This window comes from Pantoea allii, from assembly GCF_046529425.1.
Classification (GTDB): Bacteria; Pseudomonadota; Gammaproteobacteria; order Enterobacterales; family Enterobacteriaceae; genus Pantoea; species Pantoea allii.
Genome location: NZ_CP125958.1, coordinates 212048 through 228085 on the forward strand (window position 1 = coordinate 212048; position 16038 = coordinate 228085).

Below are 16038 nucleotides of genomic sequence, written 5' to 3' on the forward strand. Positions count from 1 at the left end.
AACCGACGCGGGTGCGTCGGTTTAGAAAGGCAGCAACAGAGAGATAAACCGCATTAAGGTATGAATAAAAGACGGACAGAACCGATGGCCGCCCGCGTTTTATGCATAGTGTCTCCCACCGCGAGTGCCGTGCATTAAAAATGCGTCCAGCCCTCATCAGTCAATGGCTGATTCGATTTTGGCAATGTTGGTGTTTTACTCGTTTGCGGGACATGAACTCGCTTCTGATCGTAGTTGAGGCGGAAAACAGAAACCGCCTGCAACAGCTGTTTGGCCTGTTCCCTGAGGCTGTTAGCGGCCGATGCGGACTCTTCAACCAGCGCGGCGTTCTGCTGCGTCGTACTGTCCATCTCGGTTACGGCAATGCCTACTTGTTCCACACCTCTGGCCTGCTCAGCGCTGGCAGACGTAATTTCTTCTACGGTGTCACTGAGATGCCCAACGGCAGTCACAATGCTCTGCATCGTTGCGGAGGCATTGGCAACCAGCTCATCGCCCTGTCCCACACTGCGAGCATTAGCCTCAATTAACTGACGAATCTCGCCAGCTGCGGTGCTGCTACGTTGAGCCAGCGTCCGGACTTCGCTTGCCACCACGGCAAAGCCTTTGCCATGCTCACCTGCTCGCGCAGCTTCAACCGCAGCGTTTAAGGCAAGAATATTGGTTTGAAAAGCGATACTGTCAATAACCGTGGTAATTTCAGCGATTTTTCCCGAGCTGTCTTTGATTGTTCGCATCGTGCCAGTGATAGCTTCTGTCGCTTCGTTACCTTTGTGCGCGACATTACGGACGTTAGTCGCAAGCTGGCTTGCCTGTTGCGCGTTGCTGGCATTGTTTTTCACCGTCATTCCCAGCTCCGTCATCGTGGCGGCGGTCTGTTCCAGCGCGCTGGCCTGTTCTTCTGTTCGCTGCGACAGATCGGCATTGCCCTGGGCTATCTGGTTACTGGCAGAGGCAACGCTCTCTGCATTGGATCTGACCAGACTGACGGTTTGAACCAGTGCATCCTGCATATCACGTATCGCCGACAGCAGCTTGCCTGTCTCATCGTTGTGAGTCACCAGTACGGGCTCACTAAGGTCACCGCGCGCCACGCGCTGTGCGGCAACCAGCGCCATATTAATCGGCCGTATAATGCTGCGGGTGATGAGCCAGGCGGATAACCCGGCCAGTACCAGAGCAATCGCACCGGCACCCGTCAGTAACCTCAGCGCGTCGGTCCTGTCTTCGTGGGACGTTTGTTCCGCAACCTTCATCCGCGTTTCCTGATGCTGTTTTAACGCCTGCAACGACGCCATGTATTCATTTTGAATCGTGTCTCCAGAGTCCGACAGCAGCTTCTCCGCTTGCTCTTTTTTACCCTGTTGGGCAAGCGCGACAACCTTGTCCATAAAAGGCTGATAAAGCGCAGCGTGGGACTGCAGCTGTGTAAAAAGTTGTCTGCCGGAGGCTGAGGCGACTTCTTTATCAAGCCGTTGAATAAGACTGTTGGCTTTGTTCCTTTGTGACTGATAGCTGGCGATGGTCTTTTCTACCTGCGCGGGATCATCCTGCTGGAGCACCGCAATGCGCGCAAGACGGCTCATGTCCTGTGTATAAAAGCCCAGTAAAGCAGAGGCCGAGGCTTTTGAGTACAACCCTCCGGCGATCTCGCTGTTTGCATCTCCCAGCGAACTTGTTTTCGTAATGCCAATCAGGACCATGAAGATGACGAGCATGCCCATGAAGCCAAATGCTGCCACGAGCCTTATACCTATTCTGATGTTATTCATAATTTTTTCCTGATATTAATCGCCAGCATGGAGAAGCTACGACACCTGTTCAGCCCTCAACAGAGAGGGCTGTAAAGAATGTTTTGGTATTTATTCATCGAACGGGTGTTTTTTAACCCGTAGAAAGAGTAACGACCTCAAAGCAGGAAGGTTTATATTTGAGTTGTAATTAAATTGTAATAATTGCTGAGTTAAAATCTCAGGTAAGAATGTTCTGTTGATACTGAAAGGTGGCCTGGGCTTCGCGGGGCATATCAGAGAAGTAAGGTGAACACGAACGTAAGAGTAACCTGCAGTGTGGTTTGCCCGTTTAAGGCCATCGTAAAAAAGGGCGGTCACGCAGCAACCGCAACCGCCCTGGCGGGTTTTTAGCCCGTATTACGCATACCCGCCGCGACGCCGGCAATGGTCACCATTAACGCCTGCTCGACGCGGGCATCGGGCTCATCGCCGCGCGCTTCCTGCGCACGTGAACGGTGTAGCAGCTCAGCCTGCAGCACGTTGAGGGGATCGGTATACACGTTGCGCAGGGCAATGGATTCGGCAATCCACGGCTGATCCGCCATCAGGTGGGAATCGTTAGCGATGGTGAGTACCGCTTTAATATCCGCATCTAACTGTTCACGTAGCTGTTTACCCAGCGGCCACAGCGACTTATCCACCAGGCGCTGGTCGTAATATTCCGCCAGCCACAGGTCGGCTTTGGAGAACACCATTTCCAGCATACCGAGACGGGTGGAGAAAAACGGCCAGTCGCGGCACATCGCTTCCAGCTGATCCTGATGACCTGCCATCATTGCCTGCTGCAGTGCAGCACCCGCACCCAGCCATGCCGGGAGCATCAGACGGTTTTGTGTCCAGGCGAAGATCCACGGGATGGCGCGCAGAGATTCCACACCGCCGGTAGGACGACGTTTGGCCGGGCGTGAACCCAGTGGCAGCTTGCCCAGTTCCTGCTCTGGCGTCGCTGAACGGAAGTAGGGCACGAAGTCGGGATTTTCGCGCACATAGCCACGGTACATGGCACAGGAATCGGCGGAAAGCTGATTCATAATGCTACGCCACTCCGGTTTAGGTTCCGGTGGTGGCATCAGGTTAGCTTCCAGTATCGCACCGGTATAGAGCGACAGGCTGGCGATGGTCACTTCCGGGAGGCCGTACTTAAAGCGAATCATTTCGCCCTGCTCGGTAACGCGCAGGCCGCCTTTCAGGCTGCCTGGCGGCTGAGACAGCAGCGCAGCATGTGCCGGCGCGCCACCGCGACCAATAGTGCCGCCACGTCCGTGGAACAGCGTCAGGGAAACCCCGGCTTTCTCACAGGTTTTAATCAGCGCGTCCTGCGCCTGGTATTGCGCCCAACTGGCGGCCATCACCCCGGCATCTTTTGCTGAGTCTGAATAGCCAATCATGACCATCTGTTTGCCCTGGATAAAACCGCGATACCAGTCAATGTTAAGCAGCTTGCTCATCACGTCATTGGCATTATTCAGGTCATCAAGCGTTTCAAACAGCGGGGCGACCGGCATCGCAAAAGGAATGCCGGCTTCTTTCAGTAACAGATGCACTGCCAGCACGTCTGACGGCGTTTTGGCCATCGAAATCACATAGGCAGCGATAGAACCCTGCGGTGCTTCGGCGACGACTTTGCAGGTTTCCAGCACTTCGCGGGTTTCATCACTGGGTTCCCAGCTACGCGGCAGCAACGGGCGTTTAGAGTTCAGCTCACGGATAAGAAATGCCTGCTTGTCGGCTTCTGACCAACTTTCATAATCTCCCAGCCCCAGATAGCGGGTAATTTCCGCAATCGCTTCGGTATGACGGGTGCTTTCCTGACGAACGTCCATACGGACCAGCGGCACACCAAAGCATTTCACCCGGCGCAGCGTATCCAGCAGCTGACCGTTGGCAATGATGCTCATGCCACACTGCTGCAGGGACTGATAGATCGCGTACAGTGGCTCCCAAAGCTGAGCGTTAGAAACCAGTAAGTCAGCAGGGCGCGGTAAACGTTCACCTTTGAGGCGACGCTCAAGGTAAGCCTGTGTGGTCATCAACTGGCTACGCAGACGCTTTAAAATCACCCGATAAGGTTCCAGTGCTTCGGGATCGCCACTGAGATCGGCCACTTCCTGACTGCATTCGGACATCGACAGTTCTGAAATTAAGACACCAATGTCACGCAGGAACAGGTCAGTGGCTTTCCAGCGGCTGAGCTGCATCACATGGCGGGTAATGGATGCGGTGACATTTGGGTTGCCGTCACGGTCACCGCCCATCCAGGAGGTGAACTGCACTGGCACGAAATCCACTGGCAGCTTGATGCCAAATGTCTCTTCGACCTGCTCATTCAGCTCACGCAAAAATGCAGGTACGCCTTCCCACAGGCTGTTTTCAACCACGGCAAAGCCCCATTTGGCTTCATCCACGGGCGTTGGGCGATATTTACGGATCTCATCCGTATGCCAGGCCTGAGCAACCAACTGGCGCAGGCGGCGCATAATCTGGTTACGTTCGTAATCAGAAATATCGCTGTGGTCGAGTTGTTCAAGACAGCTGTTTACCTCACCCAGTTTATGAATCAGCGTACGACGGGTGATTTCGGTGGGATGGGCGGTCAGCACCAACTCCAGTGACAGTGATTCAATAGCGGCGTGAATGGCACTTTCACTGAGATTGTTTTGTTTGAGCGTTTCAAAGGTCTTTTTCAACAGTTCGGGATGGTTTGCGCCGTCGCCGCTGCGGGAAATGGTTTGATACTGCTCCGCCACGTTAGTGAGGTTAAGGAACTGACTGAATGCACGTGCCACGGGCAATAACTCGTCGTTTGACAGGTTTTGCAGTGTGTTCAGCAATTCCTTACGATGAGTGTCATTGCCTGCACGGGATGATTTAGAGAGCTTACGGATGGTTTCCACCTGGTCCAGGATATTCTCTCCCAGCGCATCCTTGATCGTATCCCCGAGCAGTTTGCCGAGCATACTGACATTACTTCGCATTGCGGAATATTGTTCGTTCATGTGACCCTGACACCCTTATCGTCTTGATAAACCTCTATACCCGGCCTTTTCAGGCAGCACAAAAGCCAGCAACGTTGTCCTCTCGGCTCTGACCGAGGTTCTTCAGTTGCTGCCTGTCGCAAGCTGAATAAAGTGGGATGATTGCCCTGCGGGTATAACATCGTCTTTTATCTAGCCACGTAATCTTCCGTTCGTCAATTGACTTAAAGTGAAGGAAACGTGCAGCTAACTGCCGGAAATTCATGGAATTTGATGGGGGAGAAGTGGGATAAGTTATTCTTATTATTAAATCCCGCAGAATGGCGGGGCATTTTGCTGTTAATTCAGTGAAATGCCCCGATTGATGACAATTAGTGACAGAAATGCTGCACAACCTGGCTTATCAGTGCGCGTGTTGGCTTAATAAATGCGGTATCGATAAATTCATCTGGCTGATGGGCCTGATTGATCGAACCCGGGCCCAGCACCAGCGTCGGACAGAGTTGCTGAATAAAAGGCGCTTCGGTGCAGTAATTGACCACTTCCGTCTGGATACCCAGCAGTGTTTCGACGACCTTGACCAGTTTATGGTCAGCAGGGCACTCGTAGCCGGGGATCGGTGGATGCAGCTCTTCAATGGTAATCCGTCCCGGCCAGCGTTCGCTAACGGGAGCCAGTGCCTCATTTAACAGGCCGTCGAGATCGCTCAGGGTCAGTCCCGGTAGCGGTCGGATATCCATATGCAACTCGCAGCAGGCACAAATACGGTTTGCCGCATCGCCGCCGTGAATATGACCAAAGTTCATGGTCGGATAGGGGATCGCAAAGCCATCGTGGTGATAACGTGATTTGAGCGTATTACGCAACTGCATAAGTTCGGTGATCGACTCATGCATCAGCTCAATGGCATTGACGCCGCGTCCGGGATCGCTCGAATGGCCTGATTGCCCCTGAATACGAATTGCATTGGAAATGTGGCCTTTGTGCGCCCGTACCGGCTTCAGCGAGGTCGGCTCACCAATGATGGCGCAGTCGGGACGGAGCTGTGTGGATTCTGCAAAGTATTTTGCGCCCGCCATCGTCGTTTCTTCATCTGCGGTCGCCAAAATATAGAGCGGCTTACTCAGGGTTGTCACATCCACATCACGGAGTGTGTCCAGAATAAACGCAAAGAAGCCTTTCATATCGGCGGTGCCCAGACCGTAAAGCTTATTGTCGTGCTCGGTCAGGGTAAAAGGATCGCGGGTCCAGCGACCATCATCAAACGGAACCGTATCGGTATGTCCGGCAAGCAGCAGGCCGCCCGCACCGCTTCCCGTACGGGCCAGCATATTAAATTTATGACGCGTTCCCGGTACGGGCTGCACGTCCACAGTAAAACCCAGGTCGCGGAACCAGCCCGCCAGTAAATTGATTAAAGTTTCATTGCTCTGATCGAGCGCGGCATCGGTTGCGCTGATTGACGGCGTTGCGATCAACTGGCGGTATAGTTCGATAAAAGGCGGTAATTTTGTCTTCACTGTTGACGGTCCTTGAGTTAGGATGTATCAATATTCATGCATTAATAGTGAATAAAAATACATTAACGTCGTGTGCATGTGAACCTTAAATCGCTGCAAACGACATCGTGGGCAACGGGGCAAGGCCGCGACCCGGAACGTGTGACTGTAATAAAGGTATACAGCCTGATGTTGAATACGCTGATCGTTGGTGCCAGTGGTTATGCTGGCGTAGAGCTTGCCACCTTCCTTAATCGCCATCCACATATCAACATAACCGCTTTGGCGGTGTCTGCGCAAAGTCCCGATGCGGGTAAGCGCCTGTCTGATCTTCATCCACAGCTGAAAGGCGTGGTGGATTTGCCACTGCAGCCGTTGAGCAATGCCGCCGAATGGGCAGACAAAGTGGATGTGGTGTTTCTGGCGACCGCCCACGAAGTCAGTCACGATCTGGCCCCTGAATTTCTCAAAGCTGGCTGTGTGGTGTTCGATCTGTCAGGCGCGTTTCGCGTCAACGATGGCGACTTTTACACGCAGTTTTATGGCTTCACTCACCAGCATGGTGACTGGCTGGATAAAGCCGTTTACGGCCTTGCAGAGTTTCAGCAGGAAAAAATCAAAGAAGCCCAGCTGGTGGCCGTTCCGGGCTGCTACCCAACCGCCTCCCAGCTGGCGCTGAAGCCCGTGTTAGATGCGGGTTTGCTGAATGACGCGCAGTGGCCGGTGATTAACGCCACCAGCGGCGTGAGTGGTGCGGGACGTAAAGCCAACATCGGCACCAGCTTCTGCGAAGTCAGCCTGCAACCTTACGGTATTTTTAATCATCGTCATTATCCTGAAATTGTGGCGCACCTGGGCACACCGGTGATTTTTACGCCGCATTTGGGCAGTTTCCCGCGTGGGATTCTGGCGACGGTCACCTGCCGTTTGAAGGCTGGTGTAAGCCGTGATGATGTGGCTGAAGCTTTTCACAATGCCTACCACGATAAGCCGCTGGTACGCGTTTACGAACAGGGCGTGCCGGCACTGAAGGCAGTGGTCGGACTGCCGTACTGCGATATCGGTTTTGCCGTTCAGGGCGAACATCTGATTGTCGTGGCTGCAGAAGATAACCTGCTCAAAGGGGCGGCCTCCCAGGCGGTGCAGTGCCTTAATATTCGTTTCGGTTTCCCTGAAACGCAGTCACTGATTTAACGGACGAGTAAACCATGACCAATCCATTGATTATCAAGCTGGGCGGCGTGCTGTTAGACAGCGAAGAAGCGCTGGCCCGTTTATTTGACGCGTTGCTGGCCTATCGCTCAGCGCATCAGCGCCCACTGATCGTCGTTCACGGCGGCGGCTGCCTGGTCGATGAACTGATGAAAAAACTGGCGCTGCCAGTGCAAAAAAAGAACGGCTTACGCGTGACGCCTGCCGACCAGATTGACATCATTACCGGTGCGCTGGCGGGTACGGCAAACAAAACCCTGCTGGCATGGGCAAAAAAATATGGCATTCATGCGGTTGGCCTTTGCCTGGGTGATGCGGGCCTGGTGAATGTGACGCAGCTGGATGAAGCGCTGGGTCATGTCGGTCATGCCACACCGGGTAATCCTGCGTTGGTCAACACGCTGCTGGCTGCGGGATATATGCCTGTGGTCAGCTCAATCGGCATCACCGATGACGGCCAGTTAATGAACGTCAATGCCGATCAGGCCGCAACGGCGCTGGCATCTACGCTGGGTGCTGATTTAGTCTTGTTATCGGATGTCAGTGGCATTCTTGACGGTAAAGGCCAGCGCATTGAAGAAATGACCGCTGACAAAGCAGAGCAGCTGATTGCGCAGGGCATCATTACCGATGGCATGATTGTGAAAGTGAACGCCGCGCTGGATGCTGCGCGCACACTGGGCCGCCCGGTCGATATCGCCAGTTGGCGTCATGCCGAGCAACTGCCTGACCTTTTCAACGGTGTGTCCATTGGCACCCGGATTCTCGCTTAACGACTCAGATTCAAGGATTACGAAATGCAAACGCAAAACATCAAAAAAATCGTTCTGGCTTACTCTGGTGGTCTGGATACTTCCGCCATTATTCCATGGCTGAAAGAAAACTATGGCGGCTGTGAAGTGGTCGCGTTCGTGGCTGATATTGGTCAGGAACGTAGCGATCTGGAAGGCGTTGAGAAGAAAGCGCTGCAGTCGGGTGCATCAGAATGTCACGTTGTTGATCTGCGTGAAGAGTTTATCAGCGAGTACGTTTATCCGGTGCTGCAGACCGGTGCGCTGTATGAAGGAACTTACCTGCTGGGCACCTCAATGGCGCGTCCTATCATCGCTAAAGCGCAGGTTGAGCTGGCGCTGAAAGTGGGTGCGGATGCCCTGTGCCACGGTGCGACCGGTAAAGGCAATGACCAGGTCCGTTTTGAAACCACCTATACCGCACTGGCCCCCCAGCTGAAAGTCGTTGCGCCATGGCGTGAGTGGAACCTGCGTTCACGTGAAGCGCTGCTGGATTATCTGAAAGAACGCAATATCCCTACCACCGCCTCGCTGGAAAAAATCTACAGCCGTGATGAAAACGCCTGGCATATTTCTACCGAAGGTGGCGTGCTGGAAAGCCCGTCTAATGCACCAAACAAAGATTGCTGGGTCTGGACCGTTGATCCACTGGAAGCCCCCGATCAGCCAGAAGACGTGACCGTGACCGTTGAAAAAGGCCGCGTAGTCGCGGTGAACGGCGAGAAACTGAGTCCGTTCCAGTGCCTGGAAAAACTGAACGTGTTGGGCGCTAAACACGGTGTGGGTCGTATTGATATCGTTGAGAACCGTCTGGTGGGCATTAAATCACGCGGCTGTTACGAAACCCCGGGCGGCACCATTATGGTTAACGCGCTGCGTGCGGTTGAACAGCTGGTTCTGGATCGTGACAGCTTTAAATGGCGTGAGCAGTTGGGCCATGAAATGTCGTATGTGGTTTACGATGGTCGCTGGTTTGCACCGCTGCGTAAGTCTATTCAGGCGGCGGCAGAGTCGTTGGCAGAAGAGGTGAACGGCGAAGTGGTACTGCAACTCTACAAAGGCCAGGCTACCGCGACCCAGAAACGTTCAGCCAACAGCCTGTATTCTGAAGAGTTCGCGACCTTCGGCGAAGATGAAGTGTACGATCATCGTCATGCAGGCGGCTTTATCCGTCTGTTCTCGCTCTCTTCACGCATCCGCGCACTGAACGAGCAGAAGAAGTAATAAGCAGGCGAGGATCGCCTCGCCTCTCGGTATGACATCAGGGGCGGCTATTATGCCGCCCCTGGTTTAACGACTTGAAGGAGATTCACATGGCACTTTGGGGTGGACGCTTTACCCAGGCAGCAGATCAACGTTTCAAACAGTTCAACGACTCGCTGCGCTTTGATTATCGCCTGGCTGAGCAGGACATCATTGGCTCTGTGGCCTGGTCCAAAGCGCTGGTGACCGTCAACGTACTGACCCGTGATGAGCAGCAGCAGCTGGAAGCGGCGCTCAACGCGTTACTGGAAGAAGTACGTGCTAATCCTGAGCAAATTCTGCAAAGCGATGCCGAAGATATTCACAGCTGGGTTGAAGGCCAGTTGATCGATAAAGTCGGCGCGTTAGGCAAAAAACTGCATACCGGTCGGAGTCGTAATGACCAGGTGGCGACTGACCTGAAACTGTGGTGTAAAGAGCAGGTTGCCGCGTTATTGGGCGCTACGCGTGAACTGCAGCAGGCGCTGGTGGCCACCGCGGAAGTGAACCAGGATGCGGTGATGCCGGGCTATACGCATCTGCAGCGTGCGCAGCCGGTGACCTTTGCTCACTGGTGCCTCGCCTATGTTGAAATGCTGGCGCGCGATGAAAGCCGTTTGCAGGATACGCTAAAGCGTCTTGACGTCAGTCCGCTGGGTTGTGGCGCGCTGGCCGGAACCGCTTATGATATTGACCGTGAGCAGTTAGCTGGCTGGTTAGGCTTTGCCTCTGCCACCCGTAACAGCCTGGATACGGTGTCCGATCGCGACCATGTTCTGGAGCTGCTCTCTGATGCGTCAATCAGTATGGTACATCTGTCGCGCTTTGCGGAAGACATGATTTTCTTCAATACGGGTGAAGCTGGCTTTATCGAACTCGCGGATAAAGTCACCTCAGGTTCATCCCTGATGCCACAGAAGAAAAATCCCGATGCGCTGGAGCTGATCCGCGGCAAGTGTGGCCGTGTTCAGGGCGCATTAACCGGAATGATGATGACGCTGAAAGGTCTGCCGCTCGCCTACAATAAAGACATGCAGGAAGACAAAGAAGGGCTCTTTGATGCGCTGGATACCTGGCTGGACTGCCTGCATATGTCGGTTCTTGTCCTGGATGGCCTGCAGGTGAAACGTCCTCGCTGCCAGGAAGCGGCAGAGCAGGGCTACGCTAACTCAACCGAGCTGGCTGACTACCTCGTTGCCAAAGGCGTGCCGTTCCGTGAGGCGCACCATATTGTGGGTGAAACGGTCGTTGAGGCAATTAAGCAGGGCGTAGCACTGGAAGCACTGACGCTGGCGCAGTTAAAGCAGTTCAGTAGCGTGATAGAGGACGATGTCTATCCTGTTCTGGCCCTAAAATCCTGTCTGGATAAGCGTAATGCGCAGGGTGGCGTTTCGCCCGAACAGGTTGCCCGTGCTATCGCGGATGCTAAAACACGCTTAGCGTAAACGGCAGGCAAAAAAAGAGCGGGCATCAAATGCCCGCCAACCTCTAGCTTCAGAAACTACTTTTATTTTAGGCACATCATCAGAGCCGCAGCGCTCCCGGCCGATGCTCAGATTCGTAACGTGTACCCTCTACGCGTTTTAGGGAAGCCTGACAGCGCTTCTCGTCTTTTTTTTGGCGAAGGGCTCACGACAGTTGAAAACAGGAGAAACACCGTTTTCAACGTTCAGAAAACATTTCCCTGGGTGGCAATGAATCTGAATTGATATGGGCATTATTCCCATCCGCTCTTGATAGGGCCAATCGTTGGTTGCTATTCTATCTATCGCCACGAGCTATCGTGGAATGGAGGGTAATAATGAATATCCGTGATCTTGAATATCTGGTTTCGCTTGCTGAACATCGTCATTTCCGACGTGCTGCGGATGCCTGCCATGTCAGTCAGCCCACGTTGAGCGGACAGATCCGTAAATTAGAAGACGAATTAGGTGTCATGCTGCTGGAACGCACCAGCCGCAAAGTGCTGTTTACTCAGGCTGGCCTGTTGCTGGTCGACCAGGCACGTACCGTTCTGCGTGAAGTCAAAGTGCTGAAAGAGATGGCCAGTCAGCAAGGTGAAGCGATGTCAGGGCCACTGCATATTGGGCTTATCCCCACGACCGGCCCTTATTTGCTCCCGCAAATCATTCCTATGCTGCATCAGACCTTTCCAAAGCTGGAAATGTATCTGCATGAAGCGCAAACGCAGCAGCTGCTGGCTCAACTCGACAGCGGTAAACTGGATTGCGCGATTCTGGCGCTGGTCAAAGAGAGCGAAGCCTTTATTGAAGTTCCGCTGTTTGATGAGCCGATGAAGCTGGCGGTCTATGAGGATCATCCATGGCGTGATCGTGACCGCGTACCGATGTCCGATCTGGCCGGCGAAAAACTACTGATGCTGGAAGACGGTCACTGCCTGCGCGATCAGGCGATGGGCTTTTGCTTTGAAGCGGGCGCGGACGAAGATACGCATTTTCGTGCCACCAGTCTGGAAACATTGCGCAATATGGTCGCGGCGGGAAGTGGGATTACGCTACTGCCAGCATTAGCCGTGCCCCAGCAGCGCATTCGCGACGGTGTCTGTTACCTGCCGTGTTACAAGCCAGTACCACAACGTACTATCGCGCTGGTGTACCGTCCCGGTTCACCCCTGCGCAGTCGTTATGAACAACTGGCAGAGGCAATCCGAACGCACATGCAAGGCTATTTCGACACGACGTTAAAACAGGCGGTTTAAGCCGTTTAATGCAGCAACGCGGTAGGCTTCGGCCATAGTCGGATAGTTAAAGGTGGTATTCACAAAGTACTCAATTGTGTTGCCACCATTTTTTTGCTCCATAATCGCCTGGCCGATGTGAATGATCTCCGCCGCACGTTCCCCAAAGCAGTGAATCCCTAAGATTTCTTTGGTGTCACGATGGAACAGAATCTTCAGGCTGCCCACATTCATCCCGACGATTTGCGCACGCGCCAGATGCTTGAACTGTGCCCGACCGACTTCGTAGGGGACTTTCATCGCGGTCAACTGCTGCTCGGTTTTACCTACAGAGCTGATTTCCGGAATGGTATAAATACCGGTCGGGATGTCTTCTATCAGATGCGCCGAGGCTTCACCTTTCATGATCGCCTGCGCGGCAATACGGCCCTGATCGTAAGCGGCTGACGCCAGGCTTGGATAACCAATCACATCGCCCACTGCATAGATGTGCGGCTGTGCTGTCTGGTACATGCTGTTCACTTTCAGCAGGCCACGTCCGTCCGCTTCCAGACCGACATTGTCCAGCGACAGTGAGTCGGTATTACCGGTACGACCGTTCGCGTAAAGCAGGCAATCCGCTTTCACTTTCTTGCCCGATTTAAGGTGCATGATCACACCGTCATCAACGCCTTCAATCTTCTCAAACTCTTCGTTGTGACGAATCACCACACCGCTGTTCCAGAAGTGATAAGACAGCGAATCGGACATCTCCTGATCAAGAAACGCCAGCAAACGGTCACGGGTGTTAATCAGATCGACTTTGACGTTGAGCCCACGGAAAATTGACGCATATTCGCAGCCAATCACGCCAGCGCCATAAATAATGACGTGGCCGGGTTCATGATGCAGGTTGAGAATCGAATCGGAGTCGTAAATGCGTGGATGCGTAAAGTCGACGTCATGGGGATGATAAGGGCGTGAACCGCAGGCAATAATAAATTTCTCGGCGGTCAGTTTTTCGCGTGTCCCGTCGTGATGTTCCACCTCAACAGTATTGGCATCAACAAAGTGGGCATCGCCCTGAAAAAGTTCACAGCGGTTGCGCTCATAAAAGCCCTGACGCATCGCCGTTTGCTGGCTGATCACGCTTTCTGTGTGATTGAGGATATCGGCAAAGGATGAGCGAAGCAGTCGGGTATGGTCGCTGTAGAGGGGATTCTGGTTGAATTCGATGATGCGGCTAACGGCGTGACGGAGGGCTTTTGAGGGGATGGTTCCCCAGTGAGTACAGCCACCGCCAATGTTGTGATAGCGTTCGATAACCGCGATGCGTGCGCCTTGCTTGACCAGTCCCATCGCCGCACCTTCGCCGCCCGGTCCTGAGCCAATCACTATGACATCGTAATCGTAAGACTTTTGCATACCGATACGTCCTATTATTTATACATTTTTACAACGAGATTCTAACATCTCGCCGCGCACTTCTAAATTCTAACAGCGATTTTCATCACGTTTTGCCTTTCAGTGGTGTTTAACAAGCCGTCACAAAGTTTGCCCGACTGTACGCTGAATATTTTGTTATAGTGCTGTTTCAGAACCTCACAAGGCAGACAGAATGGGCGTCAGAGCGCAACAAAAAGAACGTACACGGCGTACACTCATCGAAGCTGCTTTCAGCCAGCTCAGCGCCGAACGCAGTTTTGCCAGCCTGAGTTTACGTGAGGTCGCCCGTGAAGCCGGTATCGCACCCACCTCTTTTTATCGGCATTTTAAAGATGTTGATGAGCTGGGTCTGACGATGGTCGACGAAAGTGGGCTGATGTTGCGCCAGCTGATGCGCCAGGCGCGCCAGCGTATCGCCAAAGGCGGCAGCATCATTAAAACCTCCATCGCGACGTTCATGGAGTTCATTGAGAATAACCCTAACGCGTTTCGTTTGCTGCTGCGTGAGCGTTCCGGAACCTCTGCTGCCTTTCGCGCGGCCGTGGCACGTGAAATTCAACATTTTATTGCTGAACTGGCTGATTATCTTGAGGTCGAAAATCGCATGCCGCGCAGTTTTACCGAAGCGCAGGCTGAAGCGATGGTCACTATCGTTTTCAGCGCGGGTGCCGAAGCGGTGGACATCGATATTGAACAGCGACGTAAGCTGGAAGATCGTTTGGTACTGCAGTTACGTATGATCGCCAAAGGCGCTTATTACTGGTATCGCCGGGAGCAAGAACGCCTGGCGGTAACCCTGGATAAACCTGAAGAGTTATGAATAAGGACCCCGACATGACCCACCCAAGCTCCCGTGATAAAGGCACGATGTTGCTGGCTTTTATTACCGGCCTTGCTATGAACGGCTCGTTCTCCGTGCTGTTTAGTGCTTTTGTCCCTTTTTCTATTTTCCCACTGATTGCGCTGGGGCTGTCGGCCTGGTGCCTGCATCAGCGCTATCTGAACAAAAGCATGCCGGATGGCGTACCAGGCCTGGCAGCCGCTTTTTTCCTGCTGGGCATTCTGGTGTATAGCGCGCTGGTCAGGGCTGAATACCCGGAAATCGGTTCTAATTTTATCCCGACCATCCTGATGGTCGGGCTGGTGTTCTGGATTGCCCTGCGTTACAAGCGCAACCGCAATCGGTAATAACGAAAACGGGAACCATCAGGTTCCCGTTTTTTTACGCTTTACGCGTCAGCAGCACGCCGCATTCCATATGATGGGTGTACGGGAACTGGTCGAACAGCGCCAGCCGTGTCACATCATGCGTTTGCGCCAGCACCAGCAGATTGTCACACAGGGTTTGCGGATTGCAGGAAATGTAGAGGATGGCGGGGTAAGCCTGCACCATCTTAACGGTTTCGTCATCCAGCCCACTGCGCGGCGGATCGACAAAGATCGTCTCGCAGTCATAGCTGTTCAGGTCGATCCCTTCCAGCCGGTTGAAGCTGCGCACCCCGTTCATCGCCTGCGTAAACTCTTCGGCCGCCATTCGAATAATCTGGACGTTATCAATCTGGTTCGCCGCAATATTATATTGTGCGGAAGCCACTGAAGGTTTGGCGATTTCCGTTGCCAGGACGCGACGAAAATTTCTGGCCAGCGCCAGCGAGAAGTTGCCATTCCCACAGTAGAGCTCCAGTAAATCCCCGCGAGAACCCGTGGTGACGTCCAGTGCCCATTCCAGCATTTGAATGTTCATGGCGGCGTTGGGTTGAGTAAAGCTGTTTTCTACCTGACGATAAATCATCTCTTTACCGGCCACGGGCAGCCGCTCATCCACATAATCCCGATCGAGACAGATTTTGGTCTTGGTCGCGCGGCCAATCAGCTGGACATCTATACCTTCAGCCCGTAATTGATCGCGTAATGTGCTGGCGGCCTGCTGCCACTCATCATCCAGCTTGCGATGGTAGAGCAGGGAAATCACGATTTGATCACTCATCGTGGACAGATAGTCGATCTGAAACAGCTTGTGGCGCAGCAGACGGTTATCCCGCATGGCCGCCATCATCTTTGGCATCACCAGGTTGATCAATGCACTGGCAGCAGGAAACTGATCGACGCGTATGCGCTGCTTAGTCTCCTGATCGAAGATAATGTGGTAGAGGTCATCGCCATCGTGCCAGATACGGAATTCTGCACGCATGCGGTAGTGACTGACGGGTGAACGAAACACCTCCACGGCGGGCGCAGCGTACGGCGTCATCATCGTTTCTAACCGACTGACTTTTTCCGCCAGCTGCGCGTCATACTGTTCAACAGGGAGATGTTCGGGTGTCATGTTTAATCCTGGTTAAGAGCTTACTTGCCGGGCGATTGTAGGCATTCACCTGCCGATGTCCAGTCTTGTGCGCTGGC

At 53.5% G+C, this 16038-nt stretch carries 12 protein-coding genes; 7 read left to right on the forward strand and 5 right to left on the reverse strand.

Annotated elements, in window-relative coordinates:
• Positions 1–134: 134 nt before the first annotated feature.
• From QNH99_RS00990 to argE, 3 genes are all read right to left on the reverse strand, one after another.
• On the reverse strand, positions 135–1772 hold the full coding sequence (locus QNH99_RS00990; RefSeq protein ID WP_410517201.1) for a methyl-accepting chemotaxis protein: 1638 nt from the start codon (positions 1770–1772) through the stop codon (positions 135–137).
• Between the two features lie 368 nt (positions 1773–2140).
• Positions 2141–4789 carry a phosphoenolpyruvate carboxylase gene (ppc, locus tag QNH99_RS00995; RefSeq protein ID WP_410517202.1) on the reverse strand — a complete coding sequence of 883 codons (2649 nt, stop codon included), beginning with the start codon at positions 4787–4789 and terminating at the stop codon, positions 2141–2143.
• A gap of 350 nt (positions 4790–5139) precedes the next feature.
• Positions 5140–6288, reverse strand: coding sequence for an acetylornithine deacetylase (argE, locus tag QNH99_RS01000; protein WP_096011090.1), 1149 nt, complete (start codon positions 6286–6288; stop codon positions 5140–5142).
• Between the two features lie 168 nt (positions 6289–6456).
• On the opposite strand from argE, the gene argC reads away from it, so the two are divergent.
• The 5 genes from argC to oxyR all read left to right on the forward strand — a co-directional run bounded on the left by argC (position 6457) and on the right by oxyR (position 12231).
• Positions 6457–7461 (forward strand): N-acetyl-gamma-glutamyl-phosphate reductase, encoded by a 1005-nt coding sequence (gene argC / locus QNH99_RS01005; RefSeq protein ID WP_063877665.1) that lies wholly within the window; start codon positions 6457–6459, stop codon positions 7459–7461.
• 14 nt (positions 7462–7475) lie between these two features.
• The gene (gene argB, locus QNH99_RS01010) at positions 7476–8252 is read left to right on the forward strand and encodes an acetylglutamate kinase (RefSeq protein WP_063877664.1); all 777 of its coding nucleotides are present in this window, start codon (positions 7476–7478) and stop codon (positions 8250–8252) included.
• Positions 8253–8276: 24 nt separating this feature from the next.
• Positions 8277–9494: an argininosuccinate synthase gene (locus tag QNH99_RS01015; RefSeq protein ID WP_063877663.1), complete on the forward strand. Its 1218-nt coding sequence runs from the start codon at positions 8277–8279 to the stop codon at positions 9492–9494.
• Positions 9495–9583: 89 nt separating this feature from the next.
• Positions 9584–10957, forward strand: coding sequence for an argininosuccinate lyase (gene argH / locus QNH99_RS01020; RefSeq protein ID WP_410517203.1), 1374 nt, complete (start codon positions 9584–9586; stop codon positions 10955–10957).
• A 356-nt stretch (positions 10958–11313) separates the two neighbouring features.
• A complete protein-coding gene (gene oxyR, locus QNH99_RS01025) occupies positions 11314–12231 on the forward strand; it encodes a DNA-binding transcriptional regulator OxyR (protein WP_063877661.1) in 918 nt (305 codons plus the stop codon).
• Here the strand turns inward: oxyR and sthA are convergent.
• Positions 12214–13614 carry a Si-specific NAD(P)(+) transhydrogenase gene (gene sthA / locus QNH99_RS01030; protein ID WP_096011088.1) on the reverse strand — a complete coding sequence of 467 codons (1401 nt, stop codon included), beginning with the start codon at positions 13612–13614 and terminating at the stop codon, positions 12214–12216. The two genes, oxyR and sthA, sit on opposite strands and share 18 nt — an antisense overlap.
• Positions 13615–13807: 193 nt before the next feature.
• Between sthA and fabR the strand changes: the two genes are divergently transcribed.
• Together fabR and QNH99_RS01040 are read left to right on the forward strand one after the other, a co-directional pair.
• On the forward strand, positions 13808–14455 hold the full coding sequence (gene fabR / locus QNH99_RS01035) for an HTH-type transcriptional repressor FabR (protein WP_063877659.1): 648 nt from the start codon (positions 13808–13810) through the stop codon (positions 14453–14455).
• Between the two features lie 14 nt (positions 14456–14469).
• Positions 14470–14823 (forward strand): YijD family membrane protein, encoded by a 354-nt coding sequence (locus QNH99_RS01040; protein WP_063877658.1) that lies wholly within the window; start codon positions 14470–14472, stop codon positions 14821–14823.
• A 34-nt stretch (positions 14824–14857) separates the two neighbouring features.
• On the opposite strand, the gene trmA is transcribed toward QNH99_RS01040, so the two are convergent.
• Positions 14858–15961 carry a tRNA (uridine(54)-C5)-methyltransferase TrmA gene (gene trmA, locus QNH99_RS01045; protein ID WP_241568460.1) on the reverse strand — a complete coding sequence of 368 codons (1104 nt, stop codon included), beginning with the start codon at positions 15959–15961 and terminating at the stop codon, positions 14858–14860.
• Positions 15962–16038: the final 77 nt, after the last annotated feature.